Consider the following 25,229-nt stretch of genomic DNA (forward strand, 5'->3'; position numbering starts at 1 on the left):
AGTTGCCGTTGGCGTCCACGCTGAGCGTGCCGTAGCTGCCCGGCGCATTGCTCAATGGCGTGAAGCTGACCGTATCGTGCACATCCGCGTCCGTGGGCGTGGGCAACGTACCGCTGGCAACGGCGCTGTCTTCGGCGATATTCACGGTTGTGGCGGCCAGCACGGGCGCGTCATTGCTGCCGTTGATGGTCACGGTCAGCGTGTTGGTGACCGTGGCGCCGTGATTGTCGCTCACCGTGAAGGTGAAACTGTCGGTGAGGCTTTCACCCACGCCCAGGCCCTGCACCACCGGTAGGGAATTGTTCAGGATATAGGTATAGTTGCCGTTGGCGTCCAGGCTGAGCGTACCATAGATGCCGGATGCATTGTTCTGGGGCGTGAAGGTCACAATATCATGAGTATCCGCATCCACGGGCGTGGGCAGTGTGCCGCTGACCGTTGGCGTATCCTCGGCAATGGCAGCCGTGGCCGCGACCACGGTGGGCGCGTCGTTACTGCCGTTGATGCTCATGGTCACGACCGTTGAAGATGAGCCGCCGTGATTGTCCGAGACTGTAACTGTAAAGGTGTCGGTCAGGCTTTCGCCCGCGCCCAGGCCCTGCATTGCGGGCAGTAAGGTATTCAGCGTATAAGTATAGTTGCCGTTGGCGTCCACGCTGAGCGTGCCGTAGCTGCCCGGCGCATTGCTCAATGGTGTGAAGCTGACCGTATCGTGCACATCCGCGTCCGTGGGCGTGGGCAGCGTGCCGCTGGTGGTGGCGCTGCCTTCAGCGACGTTCACGCTTGTGGCGGCCAGCACGGGCGCGTCGTTTGTCCCGTTGACAGTCACGGTCAGGGTATTGGTGGCCGTGCCGCCGTGCCCGTCGGACACCGTGAAACTAAAAGTATCAGCCAGACTTTCACCCACGCCCAGACCCTGCACCGCAGGCGAGGCATTATTCAGGGTATAGGTATAGTTACCGTCGGCGTCCACATTAAGCGTGCCGTACTGGCCGGCGGTATTGGACTGAGGGAGGAATGTCACGGTATCATGGGTATCCGCATCCACAGGCGTTGGCAGCGTGCCGCTGACGCCGGCCATATCCTCGGCAACGACGGTTGTGGCTGCCGCCACGGTGGGCGCGTCATTGCTGCCGTTGATGGTCACTGTCAGGGTGCTGGAACCCGTGCCGCCGTGGCCGTCGGACACCGTGAAACTAAAAGTATCAGTCAGGCTTTCACCCACGCCCAGGCCCTGCACTACGGGCAGCGCATTATTCAGGCTATAGGTATAATTGCCCGAGGCATCCAGCGTGAGCATGCCGTAGAGCCCGGCCGTGTTTGTCTGCGGCACAAAACTCGCAACATCATGCAGATCCGGATCAACCGCCGGGGGCAATGTACCGCTGACGCTGACCGTATCTTCGGTGATACCGGACATGGCCGCGCTTACAACAGGCGCGTCGTTGCTGCCGTTGATGCTCACGGTTATGACTGTGGAAGACGAGCCGCCGTGATTGTCGGACACTGTGACGGTAAAGCTGTCGGTAAGGCTTTCGCCAGCGCCCAGACCCTGCAGTGCGGGCAGGGACGTATTCTGCACATAGGTATAATTGCCCGAGGCATCCACGCTGAATGTGCCGTAGTTGCCCGGTGCATTAGTTAACGGCGAGAAGCTGACCACATCATGCACATCCGCATCCGTGGGCATGGGCAGCGTGCCGCTGGTGGTGGCGCTGCCTTCGGCGACGTCCACGGTTGTGGCGGCCAGCACAGGCGCGTCATTGCTGCCGTTGATGGTCACGGTCAGGGTACTGGAGGCCGTGCCGCCGTGTCCGTCGGACGCCGTGAAGGTAAAGGTATCGGTGAGGCTTTCGCCCACGCCCAGTCCCTGTACCGCAGGCAGCGCATTATTCAGGGTATAGGTGTAATTGCCCGAGGCATCCAGTGTGAGCATGCCGTAGAGCCCGGCCGAGCCTGTCTGCGGCACAAAACTCGCTGCATCGTGCAGATCCGGGTCCGCGGGCGCGGGCAGCGTGCCGCTGACGTCGGCCGTATCCTCAACAATGGAAGCCGTGGCCGCGGTGACGACAGGCGCGTCGTTGCTGCCGTCGATGGTCACGGTCAAGGTGTTGGAGCCCGTGCCGCCGCGTCCGTCGGATACCGTGAAGGTAAAGGTCTCGGTCAGGCTTTCGCCCGCGCCCAGACCCTGCACCGCGGGCAGCGCATTGTTCAGCGTGTAGGTATAGTTACCGCCGGCATCCAGCGTGAGCGTGCCGTAAAGCCCGGCCGTGTTTGCTTGCGGAACGAAAATCACAACGTCATGCAGGTCCGGGTCCACGGGCGCGGGCAGCACACCGCTGACGCCGGCCGTATCTTCGCCAATGGAAGCCAGGGCGGCGGTCACGCTGGGCGCGTCATTGTTGCCGCCGTTGACGCTCACGGTTATAACAGTGGAAGACGAGCCGCCGTGATTGTCGGACACTGTAACAGTAAAGGTGTCGGTCAGGCTGTCCGTGGGGCCCAAAGCCCGCACTGCGGGCAGGGAGGTGTCCAGCACATAGGTATAGTTGCCGTCGGCGTCCACGCTGAATGTGCCGTAGCTGCCCGGCGCATTGGTCAATGGCGTGAAGCTGACCGTATCGTGCACATCCGCATCCGTGGGCATGGGCAAGCTGCCGTTGGTGACGGCAGTGTCTTTGTCAACGCCCACTACCGTGACGGCCAGCACGGGCGCGTCATTAGCCCCGTTGATGGTCACGGTCAGGGTACTGGAGGCCGTGCCGCCGTGCCCGTCGGATGCCGTGAACGTAAACGTGTCCGTCAGGCTTTCGCCCACGCCCAGGCCCTGCACCGCGGGCAGCGCATTATTCAGGGTATAGGTGTAATTGCCCGAGGCATCCAGCGTGAGCGTGCCGTAGAGCCCGGCCGAGCCTGTCTGCGGCACAAAACTCGCTGCATCGTGCAGATCCGGGTCCGCGGGCGCGGGCAGCGTGCCGCTGGTGGTAGCGCTGCCTTCGGCGACGTTCACGATTGTGGCGGCCAGTACCGGTGCGTCATTGGCGCCGTTGATGGTCACGGTCAGGGTGTTGGCGGCCGTGCCGCCGTGCCCGTCGGACACCGTAAAGGTGAAAGTGTCGGTGAGGCTTTCCCCCACTCCCAGGCCCTGCACCGCGGACAGGGCATTGTTCAGGATGTAGGTATAGTGCCCGGAAGCGTCCAGGCTGAGCGTACCATACAGGCCCGCCGCATTGGTTCGGGCAGCGAACGACGGAGCATCCCCGGCATCCGGGTCCGTGGGTGAGGGCAAATTACCGCTGACGCTGGCCGTATCCTCGGCAATGCTTGCCGTAGCCGCGGCCACGACAGGATTGCTGTTGCCGATTCCGCCGTTTCCTCCTGTTCCGCCTGAACCGTTATTGCCGCCGGTGCCTCCGCTGCCGCCACCGCTACCCGACCCGCCGGAACCGCCGCTGCCGCCCGAGCCCTGGCCGCCGCCGGGGCTGACGCTGCCGCTCCCGTTTGAGCCGCTGCCCAGGGCATCCACGCCGCCAAGCCGTCCGGCCCGCTCCGCCGCAAGCTCGTCCTGCCTGTTTTCCCTGCGGCCCAAGGTCTTGTCCGCGTCGGATTCACCCGTACGCTTGTCAAGAGCGCTGAGTTCGGAAATTCCCTTGCCCAGCTCGCTCTCGGAATATTCGTGATACGCGCTGTTTCTGGCCTGGACCACGCCTGCTTGCGGCATGTCGTCCTCGCCCAGCGCGTCGAAAAAGGCCTGATGGGTCATTTCCCGGCCACCCACCACAACGGCGGGCGGGCCTTCGTCGCGCGGCGCGCCGTCCGCCGGAGCATTCTGCGGCACATCCTCGGGCATGTTCCGGGGCGCATGATAGTCCTTGAGCACGAGCCGGGTTCCGTCAATACGGGAGAAAACCAGATCATTGTTTTCCCTGCCCACGAAAACCCCGCGTGCTGGAAAATCCAGCACCAGCCGCGACTGCGGGGAAAGTCCCGCGAGAACCGTTTCACGTCCTGCCGACGGCAGATGCAATATATGTGTTGTAGGCATGACAGCGCCTTATGGTAAAATTATTAACGTTCTCTCAGGGCATTCTGACGTGCCTTGAGGATGGGTTTCAGCAAATAATCAAGGATGGATTTCTTGCCCGAGATAATATCCACGCTCGCCACCATGCCGGGAATAATCGGCAACTGTTCGTTGCGGTAGTTGATGGCGTTCTTTTGCGTGCGCAATTTGACGAGATAGTAATACTCGCCTTTCCTGTCTTCGATGGTGTCGGCGCTGATCTGCTCCACACGCGCTTCAAGGCCGCCGTAAATGGAAAAATCATAGGCCGAAATTTTGACCATGGCTTTCTGATCGGCATGAATAAAGGCAATATCCGCAGGACGGATGCGCGCCTCCACCAGCAGCGTGTCGTCCAGAGGCACCACTTCCATGACCGGATCGCCGGGGCGCACCACGCCGCCCAGAGTATTGACGACCACCCGCTTGACCGTGCCGCGTACCGGCGAGCGCAGCTCCGTGCGCGTTACCCGGTCGCCTCCGGCGGAAAGCACTTCCTGCAGTGAGGTCAGCTCCGTGCGGCGTTTGTTGATTTCCTCGGAAATCTGCGCCTCCATCTCGGCCTTGCGCAGGGCGAGCTTGCGCCGGGCCTCCTCGGCCGCTTCTTTCGCTTTGGACATGGTGGAGGAAAGAGCTTCGATATCTCCGCCCAAGGTCACCACCCTCTGTTCCAGGTCCAGATAATCCACCTTGGAAAAGAGCTTACGATCCACCAGAGGCTTGGCGATGTCGCGGCGCTCTTCGGCCAGAGCCAGGGTTTTCTCCAGTTGCACCTTGCGGCCCTGCTGCTCATCCACGTCTTCCAGGCGCTGCTTGTACTGTGACTCGAGCAATTGCGTTTCCGAAGTGGATTTGTCGCGGCGGGTCTGGAACATTTCTTCCTGGTCGGTCACGATCTGCGGCGCTTTTTCCCTCAGTTCCGCGCTGAATACAGGTTCTGTTCCGTTTTTTTCAGCTTCCAGACGGACCAGGGCCACCTGATTTTCAAGGGCTTTATTCATGGCGTCGCGGTACTGGCTGGCCGCGCCCAGGTTGTCCAGGCGGGCCAGGAGCTGGTTTTTCTCCACCACATCGCCTTCCCTGACCAGGATCTCGCGCAGGATGCCGCCTTCCAGGTGCTGAATGACCTGGGTACGCTGCGCTGCCACCACCTGCCCCTGGCCGTGCGTCACCTCGTCCAGTTCCGCCCAGGCCGCCCAGGCAACCAGAAGCGCAACCAAACCCACCGTGCCCAGTGAAAGAAAAACCGCTCCGATTCCGCCCCGGCGCTGCAGGGCCGCGTCCACCCGGTTCATATAGGGCAGGTCTTCCTGTTTGCCGCCCAGGTCCGTCCGGCTTCGGAAAGAGTGCAGAAGTTTTTTCATGCCTGGCCTCCGGCGGCCGGAGAAAGCTGTCCGCTTTCCGGCTTCGGGACGGGCGGCGGCCCGTTCAGGGCGCGCAAAACAGCCTCCCGGGGCCCGTCGGCGATAATTTTGCCGTCTTCAACGACGATCAGCCTGTCCACCAGGTCCAACAGGCCGGGCCGGTGGGTGATGAGCACCAGGGTCTTGTTGGCTGTGATTTTCGCCAGGCGGTCCCGGATCAGCCGTTCCGTGCCCTTGTCCATATTGCTGGTGGGCTCGTCGAGAATCAGCACTTCCGGATCATGCAGCAGGGCCCTGGCCAGAGCCACGGACTGGCGCTGCCCGCCGGAAAGGGACATGCCCCGTTCCCCGACCTGGGCGCCCAGGCCGCCGGGAAGGGCGCGGATGAAATCCGAAGCTCCGGCCAGATACGCGGCCCGCAGCACCATCTGATCCTCGATGCCGGGATCGTCGAGGGCGATATTATCGCGGATATTGCCGTAAAAGAGCGTCACATCCTGGGGCAGAAAACCGATGCGCCCCCGCAGGTTGGCCGGGTCCATCTGGCGGATGTCCACGCCGCCGTAACGCACCGTCCCGGCCTGGGGCGCGTAGAGCCCGGCCATGAGGCGGCCCAGGGTGGACTTGCCCGACCCCATTCTGCCGACAATGCCCACCTTCTCGTGGGGCCGGATGCTGAAGGAAATATCCTCAAGCGCCTTTTTCTTGGCGTTGGGATAGCTGAATTCCGCGTTTTCAAAGGAAAAAGCGGGCTGCAACAGGCCGAAGTCCATATGCTCCTCGTCCCCGTCGTCCTCAGTGGGCAGTTCCATGATGGCATTCAGGGCGCTCAGGGACAGACGCGACTGCTGCAGGCGCGAAATCATGCCCGCCAGCTGCATGAGCGGAGCCATGGCCCTGCCTGCCAGGATATTACAGGCGATGAGCCCGCCCATGGTCAGGGAACCGGCCATGATCAGGTACACGCCCCAGACGATGACCCCCACGGAAACCAGCTGGCTGATGCCGCCGGACACGCTCAGCGTCAGCGTGGCATAGCGGCGGGACTGGCGCGTGGTTTCGGCGGACATGTCCGAAAGCTGCTCCCAGAGATACAGCAGGCGGCTTTCCGCGCCGGTGATCTTGACGGTTTCCAGGCCGTGGACGACCTCAACCAGAAGCGCGTGCTTCTGCATATTCAAGAGATAATTCTGTGCCGCCGAACGCCGGGCCGCCAGTTGCAGCAGCAGCCCGAGGCCGATCATCAGGGGTACGGCCGCCAGAGGCACGATGACAAGCGGCCCTCCGATGAAGGAGATGAGCCAGAGAAAAATGATCAGAAACGGCATGTCCGCGAGGGCCACCAGGCTGCCGGAGCTGAAAAATTCCCGCAAGGCCTCGAACCCGCTCAGATTGTTGACGAGCCCGCCCGTGGAATCGGGTTTGGCCTCCATGCGCAGACTGAGCACCTTGCTCATCAGCTTGCTGGAAAGCACCACGTCCGCGTTGCGTCCCGCCATATCCACGAAATAGCCGCGCACATTGCGCAGGATGAAGTCCACGAGGTAGGCGAACAGCACGCCCGTGGCCAGAACCCAGAGCGTTTCCACGGCCTGGTTGGGCACCACACGGTCATAGACGTTCATGGCGAACAGGGAACTGGCCACGCCCAGCAGATTGATGATCACGGTGGCGATGATGACGTGCTTATACAGGGGCAGGTAATGGGCGATGACGTCCCAGAACCAGCGTCTGGTCACGGGAAGGCGCAGATTGGCGCGGGCGTCCAACCGCCCGGCGAGGCTGCCGAAGGCCGTGTAGCCCGTGTATTCCGCCTCAAGGTCGGCCAGGGGCACGCGCTTGGCATGTTCGCCCTCTTCGGGCAGGACCACTTCCGCCGTCTCCGCGTCGCGGCCCAGAAGCACGCAACTGCGGCCGCCGGCCAGCAGCAGAATGCAGGGCAGCACCAGAGAGGAAATATCGCTCAGGGATTTGCGGTGGACAATGCGGCCGTCCAGCCCCCAGCGCCGGGCCGCGCGCAGGCAGGCTTCCGGCGAGTTGACGCTGGGACCGCCCAGAATGCCGCTCAGCAGCAAGGGCATGGAGACGGGACGGCCCAAAAGGCGCAGCAATGTGCCCAGGGAACGGGCGAACGGCGGGACATGGTCCGCGCGTTCAGGAATAGTTTCAGGCAGGATGTCCTGCTCAGCCCCAGCCAAGAGACTTGTTGTCTGGCTCATGCGCGCTCAATGAAACGCCCTGCCCTCTACCCCATTAGGAAATTCTATACCCTGTGGAAGCGATACGCAAGCATCCCTGCCGGGAACGGCAAAAAGTTCTTTTCCCTTTGTACAGCTTTTTGAGGGGGTCTCCCGCCCTCGGGCAGAATTTAATCTTAGTAAAAAAATCAGTTTCCAGATTGACACCACGAAGAGAATAGGCATAAGTCGATATACGTTGCTGCTGTACTATGGTAGTCACAGCGTCTGGACTTCACACTTCAAAAATCCCACGACACGCCTTCCAAAAGCCTCTGTTCGGATTTCCCCAAGCCTAAAGTTCAACGCCTCCCTTACCAAAATCAGCAAGAGACAGGAGAATGCGCGTCCGGCCCTTCGCGGTTGCGGCGCTGTCTCCGCGACTCTATCGCGCAGTTTCGAGTTGTTGCAAGGTGGTTTGTTTTTCGAGGGGTTACGTTAACCCCCAATATATGGAGTCATGTATGTCGAAAGATACGCTTGAAAGATCGCGCAGAGATTTTCTGATAAAGAGCATGGCCGTTGCTCCCGTTCTGGCGCTTGGCGGCATTGCGCTTGACGCCAGGGCCGCGTCCTCCTCGCGGGGAACCGTGGCTGAGAGCGCGGGCGGCTATCAGCCGACGTTCTTCAACCAAGAGGAATTTGAATTCATCAAGGCGGCTGTCGCCCGTCTTATACCCGAGGACACGCTGGGCCCCGGCGCGCTGGAGGCCGGTGTTCCGGAATTTATTGACCGCCAGATGCAGACGCCGTATGGCGTCGGCGCCAAAATGTACATGCACGGCCCCTTCCGGCCGGATGCCTCTCCGGATCTCGGCTACCAGTTGCCGCTCACGCCACAGGAGATTTACCGCCTCGGCATTGCGGAAGCGAACAATTTCGCCCGCAAAAGACATAATGCTCCCTTCAACAAGCTATCAGCCGCGCAGCAGGACGCACTGCTTGAGCAGATGGAATCAGGAAAGGCGGAGTTTGAAAAGCTGCCTTCCAACGTCTTTTTTGGCGCCCTGCTCCAGAACACCCGTGAAGGTTTCTTCAGCGATCCCGTCCATGGGGGCAATCAGCGGTTGACCGGCTGGAAACTCATCGGTTTTCCCGGGGCAAGGGCCGACTTTATGGATTGGGTGGAAAGAAACGAGAAATATCCTTTCCCGCCGGTGTCCATCAGCGGAGAAAGGGGGTAAATTATGGCAAAAGTAATGAAAAAAGTGGATGCTGTTGTGATCGGCTTTGGCTGGACCGGAGCCATTATGGCCAAAGAGCTGATCGAAGCCGGGCTGAACGTGGTCGCCCTTGAACGAGGGCCTGCCCACGATACCTATCCTCTGGGTTCCTACCCCCAGAGCATTGACGAGCTGACCTACAACACTCGTCATAAAATATTTCAGAACCTTTCCAAGAGTACAGTAACATTCAGGCATGCCAAGGATCAGACAGCCGTGCCGTACCGCAAACTCGCGGCCTTTTTGCCCGGGACAGGCACCGGCGGCGCGGGGCTGCACTGGTCGGGCGTCCATTTTCGCGTTGCTCCCATGGAATTGCGCATGCGCAGCCATTATGAGGAACGCTACGGCAAAGACTTCATCCCAGAAGGAATGACCATCCAGGATTTCGGCGTCACCTACGACGAGCTGGAGCCTTTTTTCGACAAGGCTGAAAAGGTCTTCGGAACATCCGGCACAGCCTGGAGCGTCAACGGTAAAATCGTCGGCAAGGGCAAGGGCGGCAACTTCTTCGCTCCGGATCGCTCAAATCCCTTTCCGCTCCCGGCGCAAAAGCGCACCTATTCGGCCCGGCTCTATTACAAGGCGGCTGAATCCGCCGGCTTTCACCCCTATGACCTGCCTTCGGCCAACACCTCGCAAACCTATACCAATACCTACGGCGCCCAGATGGGACCGTGCAACTTCTGCGGCTTTTGCAGCGGGTACGCCTGTTACATGTACTCCAAGGCGTCTCCCAATGTGAACATCCTGCCGGCGTTGCGCCGGGAACCGGGGTTCGAGCTGCGCAACGACTCCTGGGTTCTCAAGGTCAACCTCAGCAAAGACAAAAAAACGGCCACGGGCGTCACCTATGTGGACTCACAGGGCAACGAGGTCGAACAGCCTGCGGATATCGTCGTCATTTCGGCTTTCCAGTTCCATAACGTGCATCTGATGCTGTTGTCCGGCATCGGCAAACCGTATGATCCCGCCACCAATACGGGCGTCGTGGGCCGGAATTTTTCGTATCAGAACATGACCACCATAAAAGCCTTCTTTGACAAAAATGTTCATACCAATCCCTTTATCGGCGCGGGCGGCGCGGGTGTCGCCATAGACGACTTCAACGCCGACAACTTCGACCACGCCCCGTACGGCTTTGTGGGCGGCGCGCCGTTCTGGGTAAACCAGGCCGGAACAAAGCCGATCTCCGGCCTGCCCACAGCGCCGGGCACTCCCAACTGGGGCAGCAAATGGAAAGCCGACGTGGCGAAAAACTATACCCACCATCTTTCCATGGACGTGCACGGCGCGCATCAGTCCTACAGGGTCAACTATCTGGATCTGGATCCGACGTACAAATCGGTCCATGGCCAGCCTCTCCTGCGCATGACCTTTGACTGGCAGGACAACGACATCAAAATGAACCGGTTCATGTTCAAGAAGCTGGAAATCATTGCCAGGGAGCTGCATCCCAAATTCATTACCGGCAGTCCCAAGCACCCCGGAGAGCATTTCAATCTCGGCACATATCAGACGACGCATTTGAACGGCGGAGCCGTCATGGGCACTGATCCGAATACCAGCGCCGTCAACCGCTTTCTGCAGAACTGGGATGTGCACAATGTTTTCGTTCCCGGCGCATCCGCTTTTCCGCAGGGCCTGGGCTATAATCCCACCGGGCTGGTGGCGGCCCTGACCTACTGGTCCGCCAAAGCCATTCGCGAAAATTATCTCAAAAAGCCCGGACCGCTGGCGTAAGGAGCAACCATGAAAAAACTGCTTATCGTTCTGACGTTGGGTGTTTTTGCCGTGGCCGCGACGGCGCGGGCAGCCACAAGCGATCTTGAACAGAGCGTCAGGCGCGGCGAATATGTCGCCCGCGCGTCAAACTGCATTGCCTGCCACACCTACCACAAAGGACCTTATGCCGGAGGCGTTCCTTTCGGCATCGTCAACAGCCCCAATATTACCCCGGACAAGGAAACAGGCATCGGCAGATTCGACTTCGACGCCTTTGACAAGGCCGTGCGGCAGGGCATCTCGCCAAGAGGCCCCATGTCGGTCATGATGCCTCCCTCGTATGCGATCATGACCGATGAAGACGTGCATGACCTGTATAACTTCTTCATGCACGGCGTACGGCCCATTGACAATAACGTCAGCCAGCCGGACAAACCGATGGGCAATGCGGCTCCACGAGAGGTCAGGCCCTTTGCCCCCGCCCCCGGCGAAAACCCGGTGGTGGCGCGTGGCCGCTACCTGGTGGAAGGATTGGGCCACTGCGGCTTCTGCCATACGCCCAGAAATGCGCAGGGGGTCGAAAAGGCCCAATGGGCGAGCCAGGGCAAGGACTTTTTGTCCGGCGGCGGCAATTATGCCGGTTGGATAGCCATCAATCTGCGGGGAGACAATCAGGACGGGCTGGCCGGACGCAGCGTGGAAGACCTGACGGAGTTCTTCCTGACCGGGCGCAATGATCCTACAGCCGCCTTCGGCAAGATGATCGAGGTGGTTGAAACCAGCACGCACTACCTGACCCGCGACGATGCCGTTGCCATGGCGCGTTTTCTGAAATCCCTTCCCGCCAAGGATCCGTCCAAAGCGCCTTTCAAGGAAGACAAGACGGTCGCCCGGCAATTGTGGAAAGGCGATGACAGCAAACGGGGGGCAGCCGCCTATGTGGACAGCTGCGCAAGCTGCCATAGAACCGATGGAAGCGGCTATGCCCGTTTCTTCCCGGAACTGCGCGGCAACCCGGTTCTGCTGAGCCGTGATCCCGTCTCGCTTATTCACATTGTTCTTCAGGGGCAAACCCTGCCCGGTTTCAAGGCCGCCCCTTCCTCCATAACCATGCCGCCCTTCGGCTGGCGGCTTGATGACCAACAGCTTGCCGATGTGGTGACATTTATCCGCGGCAGCTGGGGGAATCATGCTCCCGCTGTAAGCGCTGAAGACGTGCGCAAAGTTCGTGAGGACAAGTCCCTTTTCCCGGACCCGCGCGTTTTCGGGAACAGCAGCGTGGACAAGCTGCTGAATACGCAACCGTAAGCAAAACAACAGGCTGACCGCCGGGGGCGTCTCTACGAAACGCGCCCCCGGCGGTCAGGGACAGGATTCTGTCATCCGCCCTGCGGCTGACAGGCGCGAAAATAATTCCGGCCGGGCACGGCACTGCCCTTGCAGACATTGCCGGGAGCGACGAATCCGTTTATAAGAAATCAGCACGGGTGCCCCGCGCCCGTCCACGGGCAGGATGTTTGCCTGGGAGAGCCTAAATCGCGCATCAGCGCGCAGATTCGGACCCGGTTGACGTTACACCAGAATATACCGCCCAATATCATATAGGAGATTAAGATGCGTAATCTAATCGTCGTGACATACGACACGGAATTCAAGGCTGAGGAAGTTCGACTCGACTTCATTAAAATGCAGAAATCCTACCTCGTTTCGCTTGAGGATGCCGTCATTGCCGAAAAGAAGCCGAACGGCAAAATCAAATTGCACCAGATGTACAATTTGACGGCGAGCGGCGCGGTCGGCGGCGGCTTCTGGGGAACGCTCATCGGCCTGATCTTTATGAATCCGCTTCTCGGCCTTGTGGTCGGCGCCGGGGCCGGTGCGGTCGCCGGGGCCTTGAGCGACGTAGGCATCAACGACAACTTCATGAAACAGCTTGCGGAAAAACTGACCCCCGGCACGTCCGCCCTGTTTGTGCTGGTCGATTCCACCCTGACTGACAAGGTGCTCGACGAACTGCGCGGCACCGGCGGCACCATTATGCAATCTTCGCTTTCGCATGAGGATCAGGCCAAATTGCAGGCCGCCCTGGACAGCGCCCGCACGGCTCAGCAGGAAGCCGAACCGGCCCAGGAAAACAAGTAGCACGTTCCCGTCAAAGGCCGCTCTCCCCAAGGAGGGCGGCCTTTGAGCGCCCGCAACGCCGTATTCCATTTCCCGGCGGCAATTTCAGAACTGACCGTGGCCGTGATCGCTGGCAACAGCGCGCGGCCATTTTTCATGAAGCGGTTTTTCTCAGCTTCAGGCGCAACACGGCCCGCATTGTGTGGGAGTTCTCCCGGCCGCCTCTTCCAAACCTTTCCCGCAAAATCCTTGAATAAGGGCGGCATGCCGTTCTTCCCGGCCACGGGGTCTTCTGCCAGGCAGCTTGCTTTTACAGTGAAGGCGGGTATGGTAAGGCAGGATAGGTAAAAAGCCGGGCCGATTCCGGCCCCGCATCGGTTATACCCTAAAAAGGGAGTCCCGCTATGTTGGATTTATTCAGTATACCGCATCTGCTCATGGTTCTGCTGGTTGTAATGCTGCTGTTCGGCACGAAAAAGCTGCCTGAAATCAGTGCCGGGCTCGGCAAGGCCATCAAAAACTTCAAACAGGCCGTCAACGAACCGGATGAAATAGATATCAGCCGCAAAAAAAGCGATACGAACAAGTCGGACAGCTAAACGCATGCGAAGAGCGCCGGGATTCAAAACATCCCGGCGCTCTTCGTCCTTACCGCCGCCGGCTGAGTGCTCTACTTGTCTTCCGGTTCCGGCTCCTGGAAATCCGCCACCAGCGAACAAAGCCGGTTCAGCATGTCCAAGGGCTGGGCCATCAGGTTTTCAACAATCTGGTTGAGAAAAAAGCCGTCCACCTCTTCCTCCTCATCAAAGTGGCGCATCAGACAGGAAAGAACTTCAAGTTTGCCGCGCACCATATGCAGGGCTTCCTGCCAGTCCGTAGCGCCGCATTCCTCCAACAGGCACTTTTCCTCTTTCACGGCGAAGTCCGGAAGAAGGTAGGTACGGATCACGCCGGACGCCCCTCCCGGCGTGGGGGAAGGCGTGCCCGCCGCATTGCCGCCGTCCCGGCCTGCCGGGCAAAAGGCCAGCAGAGCCCGGGCGGTTTCTTGCAAGTTTGCGGCCAGCGCGCTGAAATCCGGAAGACTTGGGCGTGGGGAAGGAACGGGAGTTGAGAGAGATTGGGACATAAGGCGCTCCTGACGGTTTTTTTGATGAGAGCTCCCAAAATGAAAAGCTCCGGGTGCTCAAAACTGCCGTCAGACAGCGGGCTATTTCCCGGCAAGCCGGTCTTGTATTTCGCCCACACCCGGAACATCAATGCAGGAAGCAGGCCCCAAAAGGGCACAAGAAAACCCACAAACTCTCGGGGTGGGAAACCGCTGACGGAAAAGGCGTTTTGAGCACCTTTTGGGAAAAAAGCACACTAAGAATCAAAGGTCAAGCCCGCTCGGAACGGGAAAAGGCCCGCCCTCTTTCCCGCCGCGCTTGCGCGTCAACCGGCCGTGCCGGAAAACTGCCTGGAAATGAACGTGGCGTAATCGTCCGTCATGCCGGAAATGAAATCAAGGACGCGCAGATATGATTGATAGAGATCGTCGTCGTGCGTCGGAGCGTTCACGCCCATGAGATGCAGCGCCCGTTCCTCCTGATAAGTGAGACTGCGGTTCATCTTGACCTTGAAGCAGGCCGGAATAAAGACGTCCAGAAGCCGCCGGTACAGATTGTACGCGCCCACCTCCAGGGAAATCTTCTGGTTATTGTTCAGGATTTTTTCAGTAAAAATCCTTTTCGCCCGCTCCAGATAGTCGGCGACCTCGCTTTCCGCGTGCTTGAGCAGGCTCCCTTCCAGGCGGCCCTCCATGATCTCCGCGTACTTGTCCTCAAAGGTCCGGCCCAACGAGCGCACGATATGCGAAATCAGCTGCGCGCGGAGAAAGCCCGCCCGCCGCCTGTCGGAATCCATGGCCTTCTGTTTTTCCTCGTCAATGTTCAGGGCCGCTTTCAACGGCTCCAGCACGTCGAGGATGTCCTCATACGAGATGATCCGCAGCTCCCGCGCGTCTTCCATGTCAATAATACGGTAACAGACATCGTCGGCGGCCTCCAGCAGATAGGAAAGCGGATGGCGGCGGAACCCGCCGCAACTGAGGCCCAGCGTTTCAAACACCTGACAGAAGATATTTTTTTCCGCCGCATAATAGTTGAATTTTTTTGAATCGCTCCCCACAGCCTCATAGGAAGAGTTCGGATACTTGACCAGCGCGGCTATGACCGGAAAGGTCAGGCGGAACCCGCCGCGATCCTTGTTGTTTTCAATCCGGTTGATCAGCCGGAAGCCCTGGGCGTTGCCGTCAAAGGTCTTGAAGTCGGTTTTTTCGTATTCCCTGAGTTCCTTCAGATAGTTGCCGCCGTTCTGCTCGTCCTTGAACCAGTCCTGGATGGCGGATTCCCCGGCATGCCCGAACGGCGGGTTGCCGATATCGTGAGCCAGGCAGGCGGCCTGCACGATCTGCCCGAAATGCACCGGCGTAAAGCCTTGGGGCATGTCTCCCCGCCCGGCCGCCGCCTGCCCCGCCAGAATGCCCAGCGAACGCCCTACGCAGCTTACCTCCAGGGAGTGGGTCAGCCGGTTGTGGATATGATCGTTCCGGCTCAGGGGATGTACCTGGGTCTTTTTCGCAAGCCTGCGGAACGAACTGGAAAATACGATTCTGTCGTAATCCTGTAGAAAGGGGTTCCTGTCGTCCGACAGCTCATAACAGCAGGTTCCCGTACCGGTTATCCGGTGCGGGGCGAGCAATTTTTGCCATTGTTCCGCATGCACAGTCATAAGCATACCTCCGGCAGCATGGGGCATGTGAGACAACGATCCTCATGGCGTCAGCGCCAGCCTACACAATTTTCTTTTGTCCCGACAGAGGCGGCCTTTCCCTTCTATCGGCCTCTGGAAGCGACGCAAACAGCCCTGACGCCGTGGCGGGCAAAAAGACTATTATTCCACACAGTAAAAGAAATCCATCAGTATGTCGCGGGGATATTCATTGAGCATGCAAACAATACACAGGGAATTTTCTTGCCAGATATGGGGAGCAAGGCTACATAGGTAAGTATATAAATGGCATGGAGCGTGGCTTTCTTCACACGCGGAGGAACCGTCGCGGGGGCTGCGGTGACTCTCGAAACGCGTGCGCAAGCCCGGCTCCGGATTCATAATTCGTATTCTTACAAGGGAGTTGTGTATGTTCCGCACCATCATGTCCGCCGCCGCCATTCTGCTGTTCGGCGCATCCCTGGCTCTGGCCGCGCCCGTCACCCTGAAACTGGGGCACATTGCCGAGCCTGAAAATCCCTACGGCCAGGGCGCGGACCATTTCGCCAACCTGGTGAAAGAGCGTACCAACGGCGAAGTGGAAATCAAGGTCTACCCCTCCAGCCAGCTGGGCAATCAGCGCGACCTTGTTGAAGGCCTGACCTTCGGCACGGTGGACATGACCCTCACCGGCACCGCCGTGCTGGGCAATTTCGTGCCCGAAGTGGCGGTCTTTGACCTGCCCTTCATTTTCCGCGACGTGCAGCATGCCTACAAGGCCCTGGACACCGTGGGCATGGATCTGTGCAAAAAGGGCGAGGCCCGGGGCATGATCACCCTGGCCATCTGGGAAAACGGCGTGCGCCACATGACCAACAACGTCCGCCCCATCAAGACCCCCGAAGACATGAAGGGCCTCAAATTCCGCGTCATGGAACAGCCCGTGTACATTGAAATGATGAAGGCCCTGGGCGCGAGCCCCACCCCCATGGCCATGAGCGAGCTGTACACCGCCCTGCAGAAGGGCGTCATCGACGGACAGGAGAATCCCCTGGCCCACATCGCCACCAAGCACTTCTATGAGGTGCAGAAGTACCTTTCCCTCACCGGGCACACCTATGCCGCCGAGCCCGTGCTGATCAGCACCATCGCCTGGAAAAAGCTCAGCCCCGAACAGCAGCGGATCGTGCGCAAGGCCGCTGAGGACACCCGCGACTGGCAGCGCCAGCTCTGCCGCGACCTGGAAGGCAAATTCCTGAAGACCATCCAGGACAGCGGCAAGTGCCGGGTCAACGAGGATGTGGACAAGGAAGCCTTTGCCAAGGCCACGCGCGGCGTGTGGGACATCTACACCAAGCGCTTCGGCGACGACAACATCAAGGCCGTTCTGGCCGTGAAGTAAGCGGGCATTTCTCGTTTTTACGGCGGGCTCCCCCGGAGCGAAGTAACTTTTCAACGTTACTTCGCTCCGGCGTCGGCTGTCGCCGGACGGGGAAAGGACGCGGCGCGGCGGCAGCCGGAGGGTTCTCATGATCGCATTGTCCAGATTTTTAGAAAAGATGCTCAAGGCCCTGGTGATTGTCGCCAATGCGGCCATGTTGCTGCTGGTGTTCGGGCAGGTCATCACGCGTTATGTCTTCGGCTGGACCCCGCATTTCGGGGAAGAACTGGCGCGTTATCTCTTCGTCTGGGTGGTTTTTCTTTCGTTGCCCCTGGTGGCCCGTTACGGCGGGCATATGTGCATCGAAACCCTGACCAGCCGCGTCAAGGGCGCTACGCTGAAGACGCTGAATATCCTTGCCGATATTTTCTCCATCGCCTTTTTGTCCATCATGGTCTGGAACGGCGTGCGCATGGTCATGCTGGCCGATTTCCAGACCTCGCCGGCCATGATGATCCCCATGTCCTGGGTGTATGTGGTCATTCCGTTCGGCTGCGGCGTCATGCTGTTGTATGTTCTCGGCAACCTCGTGCGCGTCCTCAAGACGCCCGCCGCGGAACTGAGGTAGGAGGCCGCCATGACATTGTGGGTTATTCTGACGTCCTTTGTGCTGATTCTGGCCACCGGAGCCTCCATCGGCGTGGCCCTGGGCCTTTCTTCGGCCATTGTGCTCTACGCCGTGCTGGATATGCCGCTCATTGTGGTGGTGCAGCGCATGTTCACCTCGGTGGATTCCTTTTCTTTCATGGCCGTGCCCTTCTTTATGCTGGCCGGGGCCTTCATGTCCGACGGCGGCGTGACCCGCCGCATCGTTGACTTTTCCATGGCCCTGGTGGGCGCGCTGGCCGGCGGCCTCGCCCTGGTGGTGGCCGTGGCGGGCATGTTCTTCGCGGCTCTCTCGGGTTCCTCGGCCGCCACCACAGCGGCCATCGGCGCGTCCATGATCGACGAAATGGAGCGGCGCGGCTATCCCCGTTCCTTCGCGGCGGCCGTGGTGGCCAGCGGCGGCACGGTGGGCATCGTCATTCCGCCGTCCATCACCATGGTGGTCTACGGTTCCATTGCCAATACCTCCATTGCCGACCTGTTCATCGCCGGTTTCGCGCCCGGCATTCTCATGGGCGTGAGCATGTGCGTGGTGAGCTGGGTCATTTCCAAAAGAAACGGCTATCAGGGCGAGGGGCATTTCTCGGTCATGCGCATTCTGCGCTCCTTCAGGGAATGCTTCTGGGCGCTGATGATGCCGGTGATCATCCTCGGCGGCATTTACACGGGCATTTTCACGCCCACGGAGGCCGCCGCCGTGGCCGCCGTGTACGGGGCTCTGGTGGGCTTTTTCATCTACAGGGAGCTGACCCTGGCCCATCTGCCCAAAACCCTGCTCAGCGCGGCCTACAACACCACCATGATCATGTTCGTGGTGGGCGCGGCCAACCTGTTCGGCTGGATTCTGACCAACGCCCAGGTGCCGCACATGCTGGCCCGGAGCTTCGCCACCCTCACCGACAGCCCCATCGTCTTCCTCATGCTGGTCAATGTGCTGCTGCTCTTCATCGGCACGCTGATCAACGCCTCAGCGGCGGTGGTCATTCTCACGCCCATTCTGCTGCCCGTGGCCACGACGGGCATGGGCATCGACCCCATGTTCTTCGGGGTGCTCATGGTGGTGAACCTGGCCATCGGCTGCATCACGCCGCCCGTCGGCCTGGACCTCTTTGTGGTGGCCTCCATCACCGGCCTGTCCATCGACAAGGTCACCGCCAAGGTCATGCCCTATCTGATCATGCTGCTGGTGGACCTGGTGCTGCTGACCTACTTCCCGTCCATCATCACCTTCCTGCCCGATCTGCTGCGCTGACGAAGCGTCGGCCGGAACAGACGGGCTTCCCCCGCATCAGCAGGGGAAGCCCGCGACACAAAAAGCGGCGGGTTTCCCCGCCGCTTTTTTCTGGCATACGTATTCCGTCAACTCAGCATGAAAATGCTCTGGTGTCGCGTCAAGCGACACATGCCGCAAACCCGCAAAGGGCTTGCACCGCCACAGACGGCGCAAGCACAGCAAAAACCGCGTTTTTTTGCTCTGCGATCTTCACGCTGAACCGACAGGTGAAGCGTGACATCTCACTAATCGCACACGCCGGTGTGCTCCGGCCCTTCGGGAACCTGGCAGGCATTCTGCCGCTGGCCGCTGCCGCCGCATTCATAGCAGGCGGAACCGTCGTTATTCTTGCCGCTGCCGTGGCAAACCGGGCAGGTGGTGTATCCATCATCTTTTTTTTCCGTCATGGTACATACCTCCATATATATGTACGCTGCGAATCAGCGTTAAAAAAAGTCTAGCACGCTTGACGGAAAAGACATAGCCCTGATTTCAGGCCGACGCCGCCTGCCGCTCGTTATTCCCGACGCCGGGGCAGAAACAGATTGAGCAGCACGCCGGTCACGGCGGCCAGGCCGATGCCGCCCAGCTTGAAGCTGCCGATGCTGAACTGCATGCCGCCCACGCCGAAAATGATGATCAGCGCCACAATAACCATATTGCGCGCTTCCATGAGATCCTCGCGGGCCCGCACCAGGGTGTTCAGGCCCACCACCATGATGGCGCCGAAAAGCAGAATCATGATTCCGCCCATGACCGGCGTGGGAATGGAGGCCAAAAAGGCCCCCAGCTTGGAAACGCAGGAGAGCAGAATGGCGCAGAGCGCGGCCCAGGTCATCACGGCGGGATTGAAGGCGCGGGTCAGGGTCACCGCGCCGGTGACTTCGGAATAGGTGGTATTGGGCGGTCCGCCCACGGCGCAGGCGGCCATGGTCGCCAGGCCGTCGCCGAGCATGGTGTTTTTGATGCCCGGATCTTTAAGATAATCCCGGCCCGTGACCGAGCTGATGGCGATGATGTCGCCGAAATGCTCAATGGCCGGGGCCAGGGTGATGGGAATAATGAAAAGGACGGGTTCCAGAGAAAATTCCGGAAAGGTGAAGGCGGGCAGGGCCAGCCAGGGCGCGGCCAGCACTTTGTCCCAGCCGCCCACGCCCAGCCAGAGGGCCGTGCCGAACCCCACGCCAATGCCGCAAAGAATGGGCACCAGGCGCAAAAAGCCCCGGCCCAGCAGGGAAACCAGCACCGTGGCCGCCAGGGAGGCCATGGAAATGATCATGGCCGTATTTTCCGGCACGAGCTGCTGCGCGCCGTCGCCGCTCTTGCCCAAGGCCATGTTCACGGCCACGGGCGCGAGCACAAGGCCGATGACCACAATCACCGGGCCGGTGACGACGGGCGGCAGCAGGCGCAGAATGATGCCCATGCCCCGCCAGCGGATCAGCAGGCTCAGAAGGACGTAGACCAGGCCGGAACAGAACAGCCCGCCCAGCGTCAGGGCCATGCCCCAGGTCTGCGCGCCGTAAATGATGGGCGCGATGAAGGCAAAGGACGAGGCCAGAAAAATAGGCACCTTGCCGCGCGTGCAGATCTGAAAGATCAGGGTGCCCACACCGGCCGTGAACAGGGCCACATTGCTGTTCAGGCCGGTGAGCAGCGGCACCAGCACCAGAGAGCCGAAGGCCACAAAAAGCATTTGCGCGCCCAGCAGGCAATCCCGCAGGCGCAGATTATAGGTCGTGTCCATGCCGCCGTGTTGCCCGCTGTCCGCATGCATGCGCCCGCTCCCGGTTATGGTTCGCCGCAACGGCCCGGCCTGGGAAAGCCGGTCCGCTCTACCTGGTGCCGAAAATGCGGTCCCCGGCGTCGCCCAGGCCCGGAATAATGTAACCGTTTTCATTGAGATGGTCATCGATGGCGGCGGTGTAGATATCCACATCCGGGTGCGCGGCCTCGACCCTGGCAATGCCCTCGGGCGCGCAGACCAGATTGAGACTGCATATCCGGCGGCAGCCGTGCTTTTTCAGCAGGTCGATGGCGGCGATCAGCGAGCCGCCCGTCGCCAGCATGGGGTCCAGGATGATGGCCAGGCGCTGCTCCAGGTCCTTGGCCAGCTTGACGTAGTATTCCACCGGCTCCAGCGTGCTTTCATTGCGGTACAGGCCCACCACGCTGATCTTCGCGCCGGGGATCATGTCCAGCACGCCGTCCATAAGCCCGAGCCCCGCCCGGAGGATAGGCACCACGGTCACTTTCTTGCCCGAAATGGCCTCCACTTCCACCGGCCCGGCCCAGCCCCGCACCATGTGCTTTTCCGTACGGAAATTTTTGGTGGCTTCATAGATCAGCAGGCGGGCCACTTCGTTGGCTACGGTGCGGAATTCGCGGGTGGAGGTGGACTCCATGCGCAGGATGCCCAGCTTATGGCGCACGAGAGGATGATCAACCACGTAGACGGCCATGCAGATCTCCTGTCAAGAGGATGAAGTGATGATAATGGATTGTTTTTACTATAATTCTTAACTTGTTAAGCCTATGCCGTCAGTGAAAGCGTGTCAAGCCCGCACGGCGCGGAACTTTCCTTCTTTTCCACGGTTCCCCGCCCCGGTTTACAGACGCGGGCTTTTGCGATAGCCGTTTACGCCAACCTCGTTTCAGCGCCAAGCCATCCGGATATGGCAACGCTGACTTCCCCCAAAGGAGCGCCCGTGCATTTACGCCATCTGCCCACCCCTTCCCTGCTCCTGGATGAAGCCCGCCTGCGCCGCAACATCGCCCGCCTGGACGAGCGCCTGCGTGTTCCGGGCGTGGTTTTGCGCCCGCACTGCAAAACCTGCAAAAGCATGGACGTGGCGCGGCTCTGCATGGCCTCACCGCAGGGGCCCATCACTGTCTCCACCCTGGCGGAGGCCGAATATTTCGCGGAACACGGCGTCACGGACATCTGCTACGCCGTGGGCGTCACGCCGGGCAAACTGGCGCGCGCTCTGGCTCTGCGCCAGCGGGGCATACGCCTCTCCCTGCTGCTGGACAGTGCGGAGGGCGCCCGCCTGCTGGCCGCCTTTGCCCGGGAGCGCAAACACATTTTTGATCTGCTGCTGGAAATCGACTGCGACGGCCACCGTTCCGGCCTGCGCCCCGACGATCCGGAGTTGACGGAGAGCGCGGCCCTGCTGGCCGGTGCCGGACAGAACCTGCTGGGCGTGCTGACTCACGCCGGTTCGGCCTACGACCTGCCCGATCCCGGTCCGGAGGTTTTCGCGGCCCTGGCCGGGCAGGAGCGCGACGCCGCCGTGCGCGCGGCTCAACGCCTGCGCGAGGCCGGGCACGCCTGCCCGGTGGTCAGCGTGGGCTCCACGCCCACGGCTTTTTACGGCGAGGATTTCACGGGCGTCAGCGAAGTGCGGGCCGGGGTCTATATGTTTCAGGATCTGGTCATGGCCGGTCTGGGCGTCTGCCGCCCGGAGGACATCGCCCTGTCCGTGCTCTGCACGGTCATCGGCCGCCGGAAAGACAGCGGCAATCTGGTGGCGGACGCGGGCTGGATGGCCCTGTCGCGCGATACGGGCCTGCCGGGGCGCTTCGTCCGGGAGGGGTACGGCCTGGTCTGCGATGCCGACGGCAAGCCGCTGCCCGGCCTGCGTGTGGCGGAAACCAATCAGGAGCACGGCATCATCGCCGCGTGCGAGGGCCAGTGCCCGCCCCTGCCCATGGGCACCCTGCTGCGCATTCTGCCCGTGCACGCCTGCGCCACGGCCGCCGCTTTTGACGCCTACCACGTCTGCCGCGGGCAGGAAATCACGGCCGTCTGGTCCCGCTGCCGGGGCTGGTGACCCCGCGCCGGGGCACGTCGCACCTCTCCGCTTCGCTTGCCTGAAACAGGCGGTCATGCCAGAATAACAAACAAAACAATGGAGGGAGGATCCTATGCCAGCCACCGTCTATTATGCGGATATGCACAGCCGTTCACTTGAGGACAGCAAAATCGCCAAGGTGGCCCGCCTCTGCGACGCCGTGGGCCTGAAAAAAGTCATCAAAAAAAATGACCTCACAGCTATCAAACTCCATTTCGGCGAATACGGCAACGACACCCATCTCAATCCTTCCCTGGTACGCCAGGTGGTGGACAAGGTCATGGATGCCGGGGGCAAACCCTTTCTGACGGACACCACCACCCTGTATTCCGGCAGCCGCCACAATGCCGTGGATCATCTTCAGACCGCCTATCTGCACGGTTTCGTGCCTTCGGTGGTGCGCGCCCCGGTCATCATAGCCGACGGCCTGTACGGCGAGAACGACGTGCCCGTACGTATCAAGGCCAAGCATTTCAAGGATGTTCACATCGCCACTGAAATCCGCCGCGCGCCCGCCATGGTGGTGCTTTCGCACTTCAAGGGCCATGAGATGGCCGGTTTCGGCGGCGCCATCAAAAATCTGGCCATGGGCGGCGCTTCGGTGCTCGGCAAAAAGGACCAGCACGCCACCCACGTGCAGGTGGACGAAAAAACCTGTGTGGGCTGCGGCAAATGCGTCAAGGCCTGTCCGCAAAAGGCCCTGAGCCTGCGCAAGAAAAAAAGCCAGGTGGACGTGAACCGCTGCATCGGCTGTTTCGAGTGCATCACGGTCTGTCCGGTCAAGGCCATCAACATCGACTGGGCCACGGAAATGACCCCGTTCATGGAACGCCTGACCGAATACGCTTACGGCGTGGTCAAAGGCCGCCAGAAGCGGATCTGCTACATCAACTTTGTGCTCAACGTCACCCCGGACTGCGACTGCGTGGCCTGGAGCGACGCCCCCCTGGTGCCGGATCTGGGCATTCTGGCCTCCACTGATCCCGTGGCCCTGGATCAGGCCTGTTTCGACATGGTGAACAAGGCCCCCGGCCTGGACCCGAAACTGGACAGCGGCGCGCCCGACAAGTTCACGGCCCGCTGGCCCAATACCCGTGGCGACGTCCAGCTCAGCTACGGCGAGGAGCTCGGCCTGGGCAGCCGCAAATACAAGCTGGAAAAAATCTAGTACCGTGTAACGCTTAAAGTTGCACGGTACTAACCGTCGGGCGCAAGCCCGGCGCGGCGGCGAAGCCGCCGTGAGCGAGCTGAAAACCACGTTTTCAGCGAAGCGATCTTACTACTTAAAACGAAGTTTTAAGTAGTACATGGTACTAGACGGCAACGCGGCGGCGGGTCTTGTCCGGTCCGCCGCCGTTTTTTGTTCCATCCCCCTACTGGAGCGCCTCCCATGTCCGGCCAGGTCATTCTTCTTGTACTCGGCGCGGCCCTGCTGCACGCATCCTGGAACATCATCGTCAAAGGCGGGGACAACAAACTTTTTGAATCCGCCATGAACGCCCTGGGCGGCGGCCTGGGCGCGCTCTGCATTCTGCCTTTCCTGCCCGTGCCGGACAAAAGCGCCTGGGGCCTCCTGGCGCTCTCCTGCTGCTGCCACCTGACGTATTACATCTGCATTGCCGAAGCCTACAAGGTGACGGACCTTTCCCTGGGCTACACCATCATGCGCGGCAGCGCGCCCATGCTCACGGCCCTGGTGCTCTGCGTTATGGGGGTTCCGCTGAGCCTCACCGGCTGGGGCGGCGTGCTGTTGCTCTGCTCGGGCATTCTGACGCTGGCCCTGGAGCAGAAATTCAGCCATAAAGCCAGCCTCAAAGGCATTCTCTACTCCCTGCGCACGTCTTTCGTCATCATGGGCTACACCCTTGCCGACGGCTACGGCGCGCGCGCCAGCGGCAACGGCGTGAGCTACACCTGCTGGATATTCTTCCTGAACATCTTTCCCCTGCACATCTATGTGCTGTCCCGCTACGGCACGGAATACCTGCGCTACCTGCGCAAACGGGCCGCGGTCGGCATCAGCGGCGGCCTGGCCGGTCTGGGTTCCTACGGCATCGCCATCTGGGCCATGACCGTGGCCCCCATCGCTCTGGTGGCCGCCCTGCGCGAAACGTCGGTCATTTTCGGCATGATCATGGCTGTGTTGTTTTTGGGCGAAAAACTTTCCGTCGTCCGCGTGCTGGCCATCCTGCTGGTCATGGGCGGGGCCATGATTCTGCGTATGGGCTGAGCCGCGTCCGGTGGACGGCGCACCGGCATGCGCCGACCGCATCCTTTGGGGAACTCCTCCTCGCGCGGCCTGCATGCCTGCCGCAAAAAAACCGCAGCGAGGCTGTCTGAATTCCGGTCCGCCATGTTCTTTTTTTCATTCGCGCCGCACCCGACAAGACCCTTTAACACTTGAAATGCCCGTCTGCGGCAAGCAAGGCCCGCCTGCCCGCATTTCGCGGCAAGGATTTGTCTGTAATTCCTTGCGGAGCGGTTCACGCATATGAAATACGTGAACCGCTCCGCACCCGTCATCCCCGCTGTGCTGTTCCAGCCGGCGGCATATGGTTCTGAATATTCCCATTG

At 60.6% G+C, this 25,229-nt stretch carries 20 protein-coding genes; 12 read left to right on the plus strand and 8 right to left on the minus strand.

The window, feature by feature from the left end; translation table 11 throughout:
- From KH208_RS01370 to KH208_RS01380, 3 genes are all read right to left on the minus strand, one after another.
- Window positions 1–4,045, minus strand: a 4,045-nt coding sequence (locus tag KH208_RS01370; RefSeq protein WP_291433159.1) for a VCBS domain-containing protein, incomplete at its 3' end; no start/stop codon positions are given.
- Window positions 4,046–4,068: 23 nt separating this feature from the next.
- Complete coding sequence (locus KH208_RS01375; protein ID WP_291433161.1) at window positions 4,069–5,427, minus strand: HlyD family type I secretion periplasmic adaptor subunit; 1,359 nt, start codon at window positions 5,425–5,427, stop codon at window positions 4,069–4,071.
- Complete coding sequence (locus tag KH208_RS01380; RefSeq protein WP_291433163.1) at window positions 5,424–7,646, minus strand: type I secretion system permease/ATPase; 2,223 nt, start codon at window positions 7,644–7,646, stop codon at window positions 5,424–5,426. Before KH208_RS01380 ends, KH208_RS01375 begins: the two co-directional genes overlap by 4 nt.
- A gap of 359 nt (window positions 7,647–8,005) precedes the next feature.
- Between KH208_RS01380 and KH208_RS01385 the strand changes: the two genes are divergently transcribed.
- The 6 genes from KH208_RS01385 (at window position 8,006) to tatA (ending at window position 13,332) form a co-directional block, all read left to right on the plus strand.
- Window positions 8,006–8,848: a gluconate 2-dehydrogenase subunit 3 family protein gene (locus KH208_RS01385; RefSeq protein ID WP_291433165.1), complete on the plus strand. Its 843-nt coding sequence runs from the start codon at window positions 8,006–8,008 to the stop codon at window positions 8,846–8,848.
- Window positions 8,849–8,851: 3 nt separating this feature from the next.
- Window positions 8,852–10,630: a GMC family oxidoreductase gene (locus tag KH208_RS01390; protein ID WP_291433167.1), complete on the plus strand. Its 1,779-nt coding sequence runs from the start codon at window positions 8,852–8,854 to the stop codon at window positions 10,628–10,630.
- A gap of 9 nt (window positions 10,631–10,639) precedes the next feature.
- Window positions 10,640–11,920 (plus strand): cytochrome c, encoded by a 1,281-nt coding sequence (locus KH208_RS01395; protein ID WP_291433168.1) that lies wholly within the window; start codon window positions 10,640–10,642, stop codon window positions 11,918–11,920.
- A 306-nt stretch (window positions 11,921–12,226) separates the two neighbouring features.
- Window positions 12,227–12,754 carry a DUF1269 domain-containing protein gene (locus KH208_RS01400; RefSeq protein ID WP_291433169.1) on the plus strand — a complete coding sequence of 176 codons (528 nt, stop codon included), beginning with the start codon at window positions 12,227–12,229 and terminating at the stop codon, window positions 12,752–12,754.
- 42 nt (window positions 12,755–12,796) lie between these two features.
- Window positions 12,797–13,081, plus strand: coding sequence for a hypothetical protein (locus tag KH208_RS01405; protein ID WP_291433171.1), 285 nt, complete (start codon window positions 12,797–12,799; stop codon window positions 13,079–13,081).
- Window positions 13,082–13,137: 56 nt separating this feature from the next.
- Window positions 13,138–13,332, plus strand: coding sequence for a twin-arginine translocase TatA/TatE family subunit (tatA, locus tag KH208_RS01410; protein WP_291433173.1), 195 nt, complete (start codon window positions 13,138–13,140; stop codon window positions 13,330–13,332).
- A gap of 71 nt (window positions 13,333–13,403) precedes the next feature.
- On the opposite strand, the gene KH208_RS01415 is transcribed toward tatA, so the two are convergent.
- Window positions 13,404–13,859, minus strand: a complete 456-nt coding sequence (locus KH208_RS01415) for a hypothetical protein (RefSeq protein ID WP_291433175.1) — start codon at window positions 13,857–13,859, stop codon at window positions 13,404–13,406.
- 305 nt (window positions 13,860–14,164) lie between these two features.
- Window positions 14,165–15,502, minus strand: coding sequence for a deoxyguanosinetriphosphate triphosphohydrolase (locus KH208_RS01420; RefSeq protein WP_291433177.1), 1,338 nt, complete (start codon window positions 15,500–15,502; stop codon window positions 14,165–14,167).
- Between the two features lie 409 nt (window positions 15,503–15,911).
- Between KH208_RS01420 and KH208_RS01425 the strand changes: the two genes are divergently transcribed.
- The 3 genes from KH208_RS01425 to KH208_RS01435 all read left to right on the plus strand — a co-directional run bounded on the left by KH208_RS01425 (window position 15,912) and on the right by KH208_RS01435 (window position 18,780).
- Complete coding sequence (locus KH208_RS01425; protein WP_291433179.1) at window positions 15,912–16,883, plus strand: DctP family TRAP transporter solute-binding subunit; 972 nt, start codon at window positions 15,912–15,914, stop codon at window positions 16,881–16,883.
- Between the two features lie 127 nt (window positions 16,884–17,010).
- Window positions 17,011–17,490 (plus strand): TRAP transporter small permease, encoded by a 480-nt coding sequence (locus tag KH208_RS01430; RefSeq protein WP_291433181.1) that lies wholly within the window; start codon window positions 17,011–17,013, stop codon window positions 17,488–17,490.
- Between the two features lie 9 nt (window positions 17,491–17,499).
- Window positions 17,500–18,780, plus strand: coding sequence for a TRAP transporter large permease (locus KH208_RS01435; protein WP_291433183.1), 1,281 nt, complete (start codon window positions 17,500–17,502; stop codon window positions 18,778–18,780).
- Window positions 18,781–19,046: 266 nt separating this feature from the next.
- Here KH208_RS01435 and KH208_RS01440 read toward each other — a convergent pair whose 3' ends face one another.
- The 3 genes from KH208_RS01440 to upp form a co-directional block, all read right to left on the minus strand.
- Window positions 19,047–19,208 carry a hypothetical protein gene (locus tag KH208_RS01440; RefSeq protein WP_062251748.1) on the minus strand — a complete coding sequence of 54 codons (162 nt, stop codon included), beginning with the start codon at window positions 19,206–19,208 and terminating at the stop codon, window positions 19,047–19,049.
- A gap of 110 nt (window positions 19,209–19,318) precedes the next feature.
- Window positions 19,319–20,578: a uracil-xanthine permease family protein gene (locus tag KH208_RS01445; RefSeq protein WP_291433187.1), complete on the minus strand. Its 1,260-nt coding sequence runs from the start codon at window positions 20,576–20,578 to the stop codon at window positions 19,319–19,321.
- Window positions 20,579–20,636: 58 nt separating this feature from the next.
- On the minus strand, window positions 20,637–21,263 hold the full coding sequence (upp, locus tag KH208_RS01450; protein ID WP_291433189.1) for a uracil phosphoribosyltransferase: 627 nt from the start codon (window positions 21,261–21,263) through the stop codon (window positions 20,637–20,639).
- A gap of 246 nt (window positions 21,264–21,509) precedes the next feature.
- Here upp and KH208_RS01455 point away from each other — a divergent pair, with 246 nt between their 5' ends.
- The 3 genes from KH208_RS01455 to KH208_RS01465 all read left to right on the plus strand — a co-directional run bounded on the left by KH208_RS01455 (window position 21,510) and on the right by KH208_RS01465 (window position 24,885).
- A complete protein-coding gene (locus tag KH208_RS01455) occupies window positions 21,510–22,634 on the plus strand; it encodes an alanine racemase (RefSeq protein WP_291433191.1) in 1,125 nt (374 codons plus the stop codon).
- Between the two features lie 94 nt (window positions 22,635–22,728).
- Window positions 22,729–23,823: a DUF362 domain-containing protein gene (locus tag KH208_RS01460; protein WP_291433192.1), complete on the plus strand. Its 1,095-nt coding sequence runs from the start codon at window positions 22,729–22,731 to the stop codon at window positions 23,821–23,823.
- Window positions 23,824–24,045: 222 nt separating this feature from the next.
- Window positions 24,046–24,885, plus strand: coding sequence for a DMT family transporter (locus tag KH208_RS01465; RefSeq protein WP_291433194.1), 840 nt, complete (start codon window positions 24,046–24,048; stop codon window positions 24,883–24,885).
- The last annotated feature ends 344 nt before the right edge of the window (window positions 24,886–25,229 follow it).

It is taken from the genome of Desulfovibrio sp. (assembly GCF_018379785.1).
Classification (GTDB): domain Bacteria; phylum Desulfobacterota; class Desulfovibrionia; order Desulfovibrionales; family Desulfovibrionaceae; genus Desulfovibrio.

Coding starts and splice junctions, on each gene's coding strand:
- KH208_RS01375 (WP_291433161.1), bottom strand. CDS start 5,427: ATGAAAAAACTTCTGCACTCTTTCCGAAGCCGGACGGACCTGGGCGGC.
- KH208_RS01380 (WP_291433163.1), bottom strand. CDS start 7,646: ATGAGCCAGACAACAAGTCTCTTGGCTGGGGCTGAGCAGGACATCCTG.
- KH208_RS01385 (WP_291433165.1), top strand. CDS start 8,006: ATGCGCGTCCGGCCCTTCGCGGTTGCGGCGCTGTCTCCGCGACTCTAT.
- KH208_RS01390 (WP_291433167.1), top strand. CDS start 8,852: ATGGCAAAAGTAATGAAAAAAGTGGATGCTGTTGTGATCGGCTTTGGC.
- KH208_RS01395 (WP_291433168.1), top strand. CDS start 10,640: ATGAAAAAACTGCTTATCGTTCTGACGTTGGGTGTTTTTGCCGTGGCC.
- KH208_RS01400 (WP_291433169.1), top strand. CDS start 12,227: ATGCGTAATCTAATCGTCGTGACATACGACACGGAATTCAAGGCTGAG.
- tatA (WP_291433173.1), top strand. CDS start 13,138: ATGTTGGATTTATTCAGTATACCGCATCTGCTCATGGTTCTGCTGGTT.
- KH208_RS01415 (WP_291433175.1), bottom strand. CDS start 13,859: ATGTCCCAATCTCTCTCAACTCCCGTTCCTTCCCCACGCCCAAGTCTT.
- KH208_RS01420 (WP_291433177.1), bottom strand. CDS start 15,502: ATGACTGTGCATGCGGAACAATGGCAAAAATTGCTCGCCCCGCACCGG.
- KH208_RS01425 (WP_291433179.1), top strand. CDS start 15,912: ATGTTCCGCACCATCATGTCCGCCGCCGCCATTCTGCTGTTCGGCGCA.
- KH208_RS01430 (WP_291433181.1), top strand. CDS start 17,011: ATGATCGCATTGTCCAGATTTTTAGAAAAGATGCTCAAGGCCCTGGTG.
- KH208_RS01435 (WP_291433183.1), top strand. CDS start 17,500: ATGACATTGTGGGTTATTCTGACGTCCTTTGTGCTGATTCTGGCCACC.
- KH208_RS01440 (WP_062251748.1), bottom strand. CDS start 19,208: ATGACGGAAAAAAAAGATGATGGATACACCACCTGCCCGGTTTGCCAC.
- KH208_RS01445 (WP_291433187.1), bottom strand. CDS start 20,578: ATGCATGCGGACAGCGGGCAACACGGCGGCATGGACACGACCTATAAT.
- upp (WP_291433189.1), bottom strand. CDS start 21,263: ATGGCCGTCTACGTGGTTGATCATCCTCTCGTGCGCCATAAGCTGGGC.
- KH208_RS01460 (WP_291433192.1), top strand. CDS start 22,729: ATGCCAGCCACCGTCTATTATGCGGATATGCACAGCCGTTCACTTGAG.
- KH208_RS01465 (WP_291433194.1), top strand. CDS start 24,046: ATGTCCGGCCAGGTCATTCTTCTTGTACTCGGCGCGGCCCTGCTGCAC.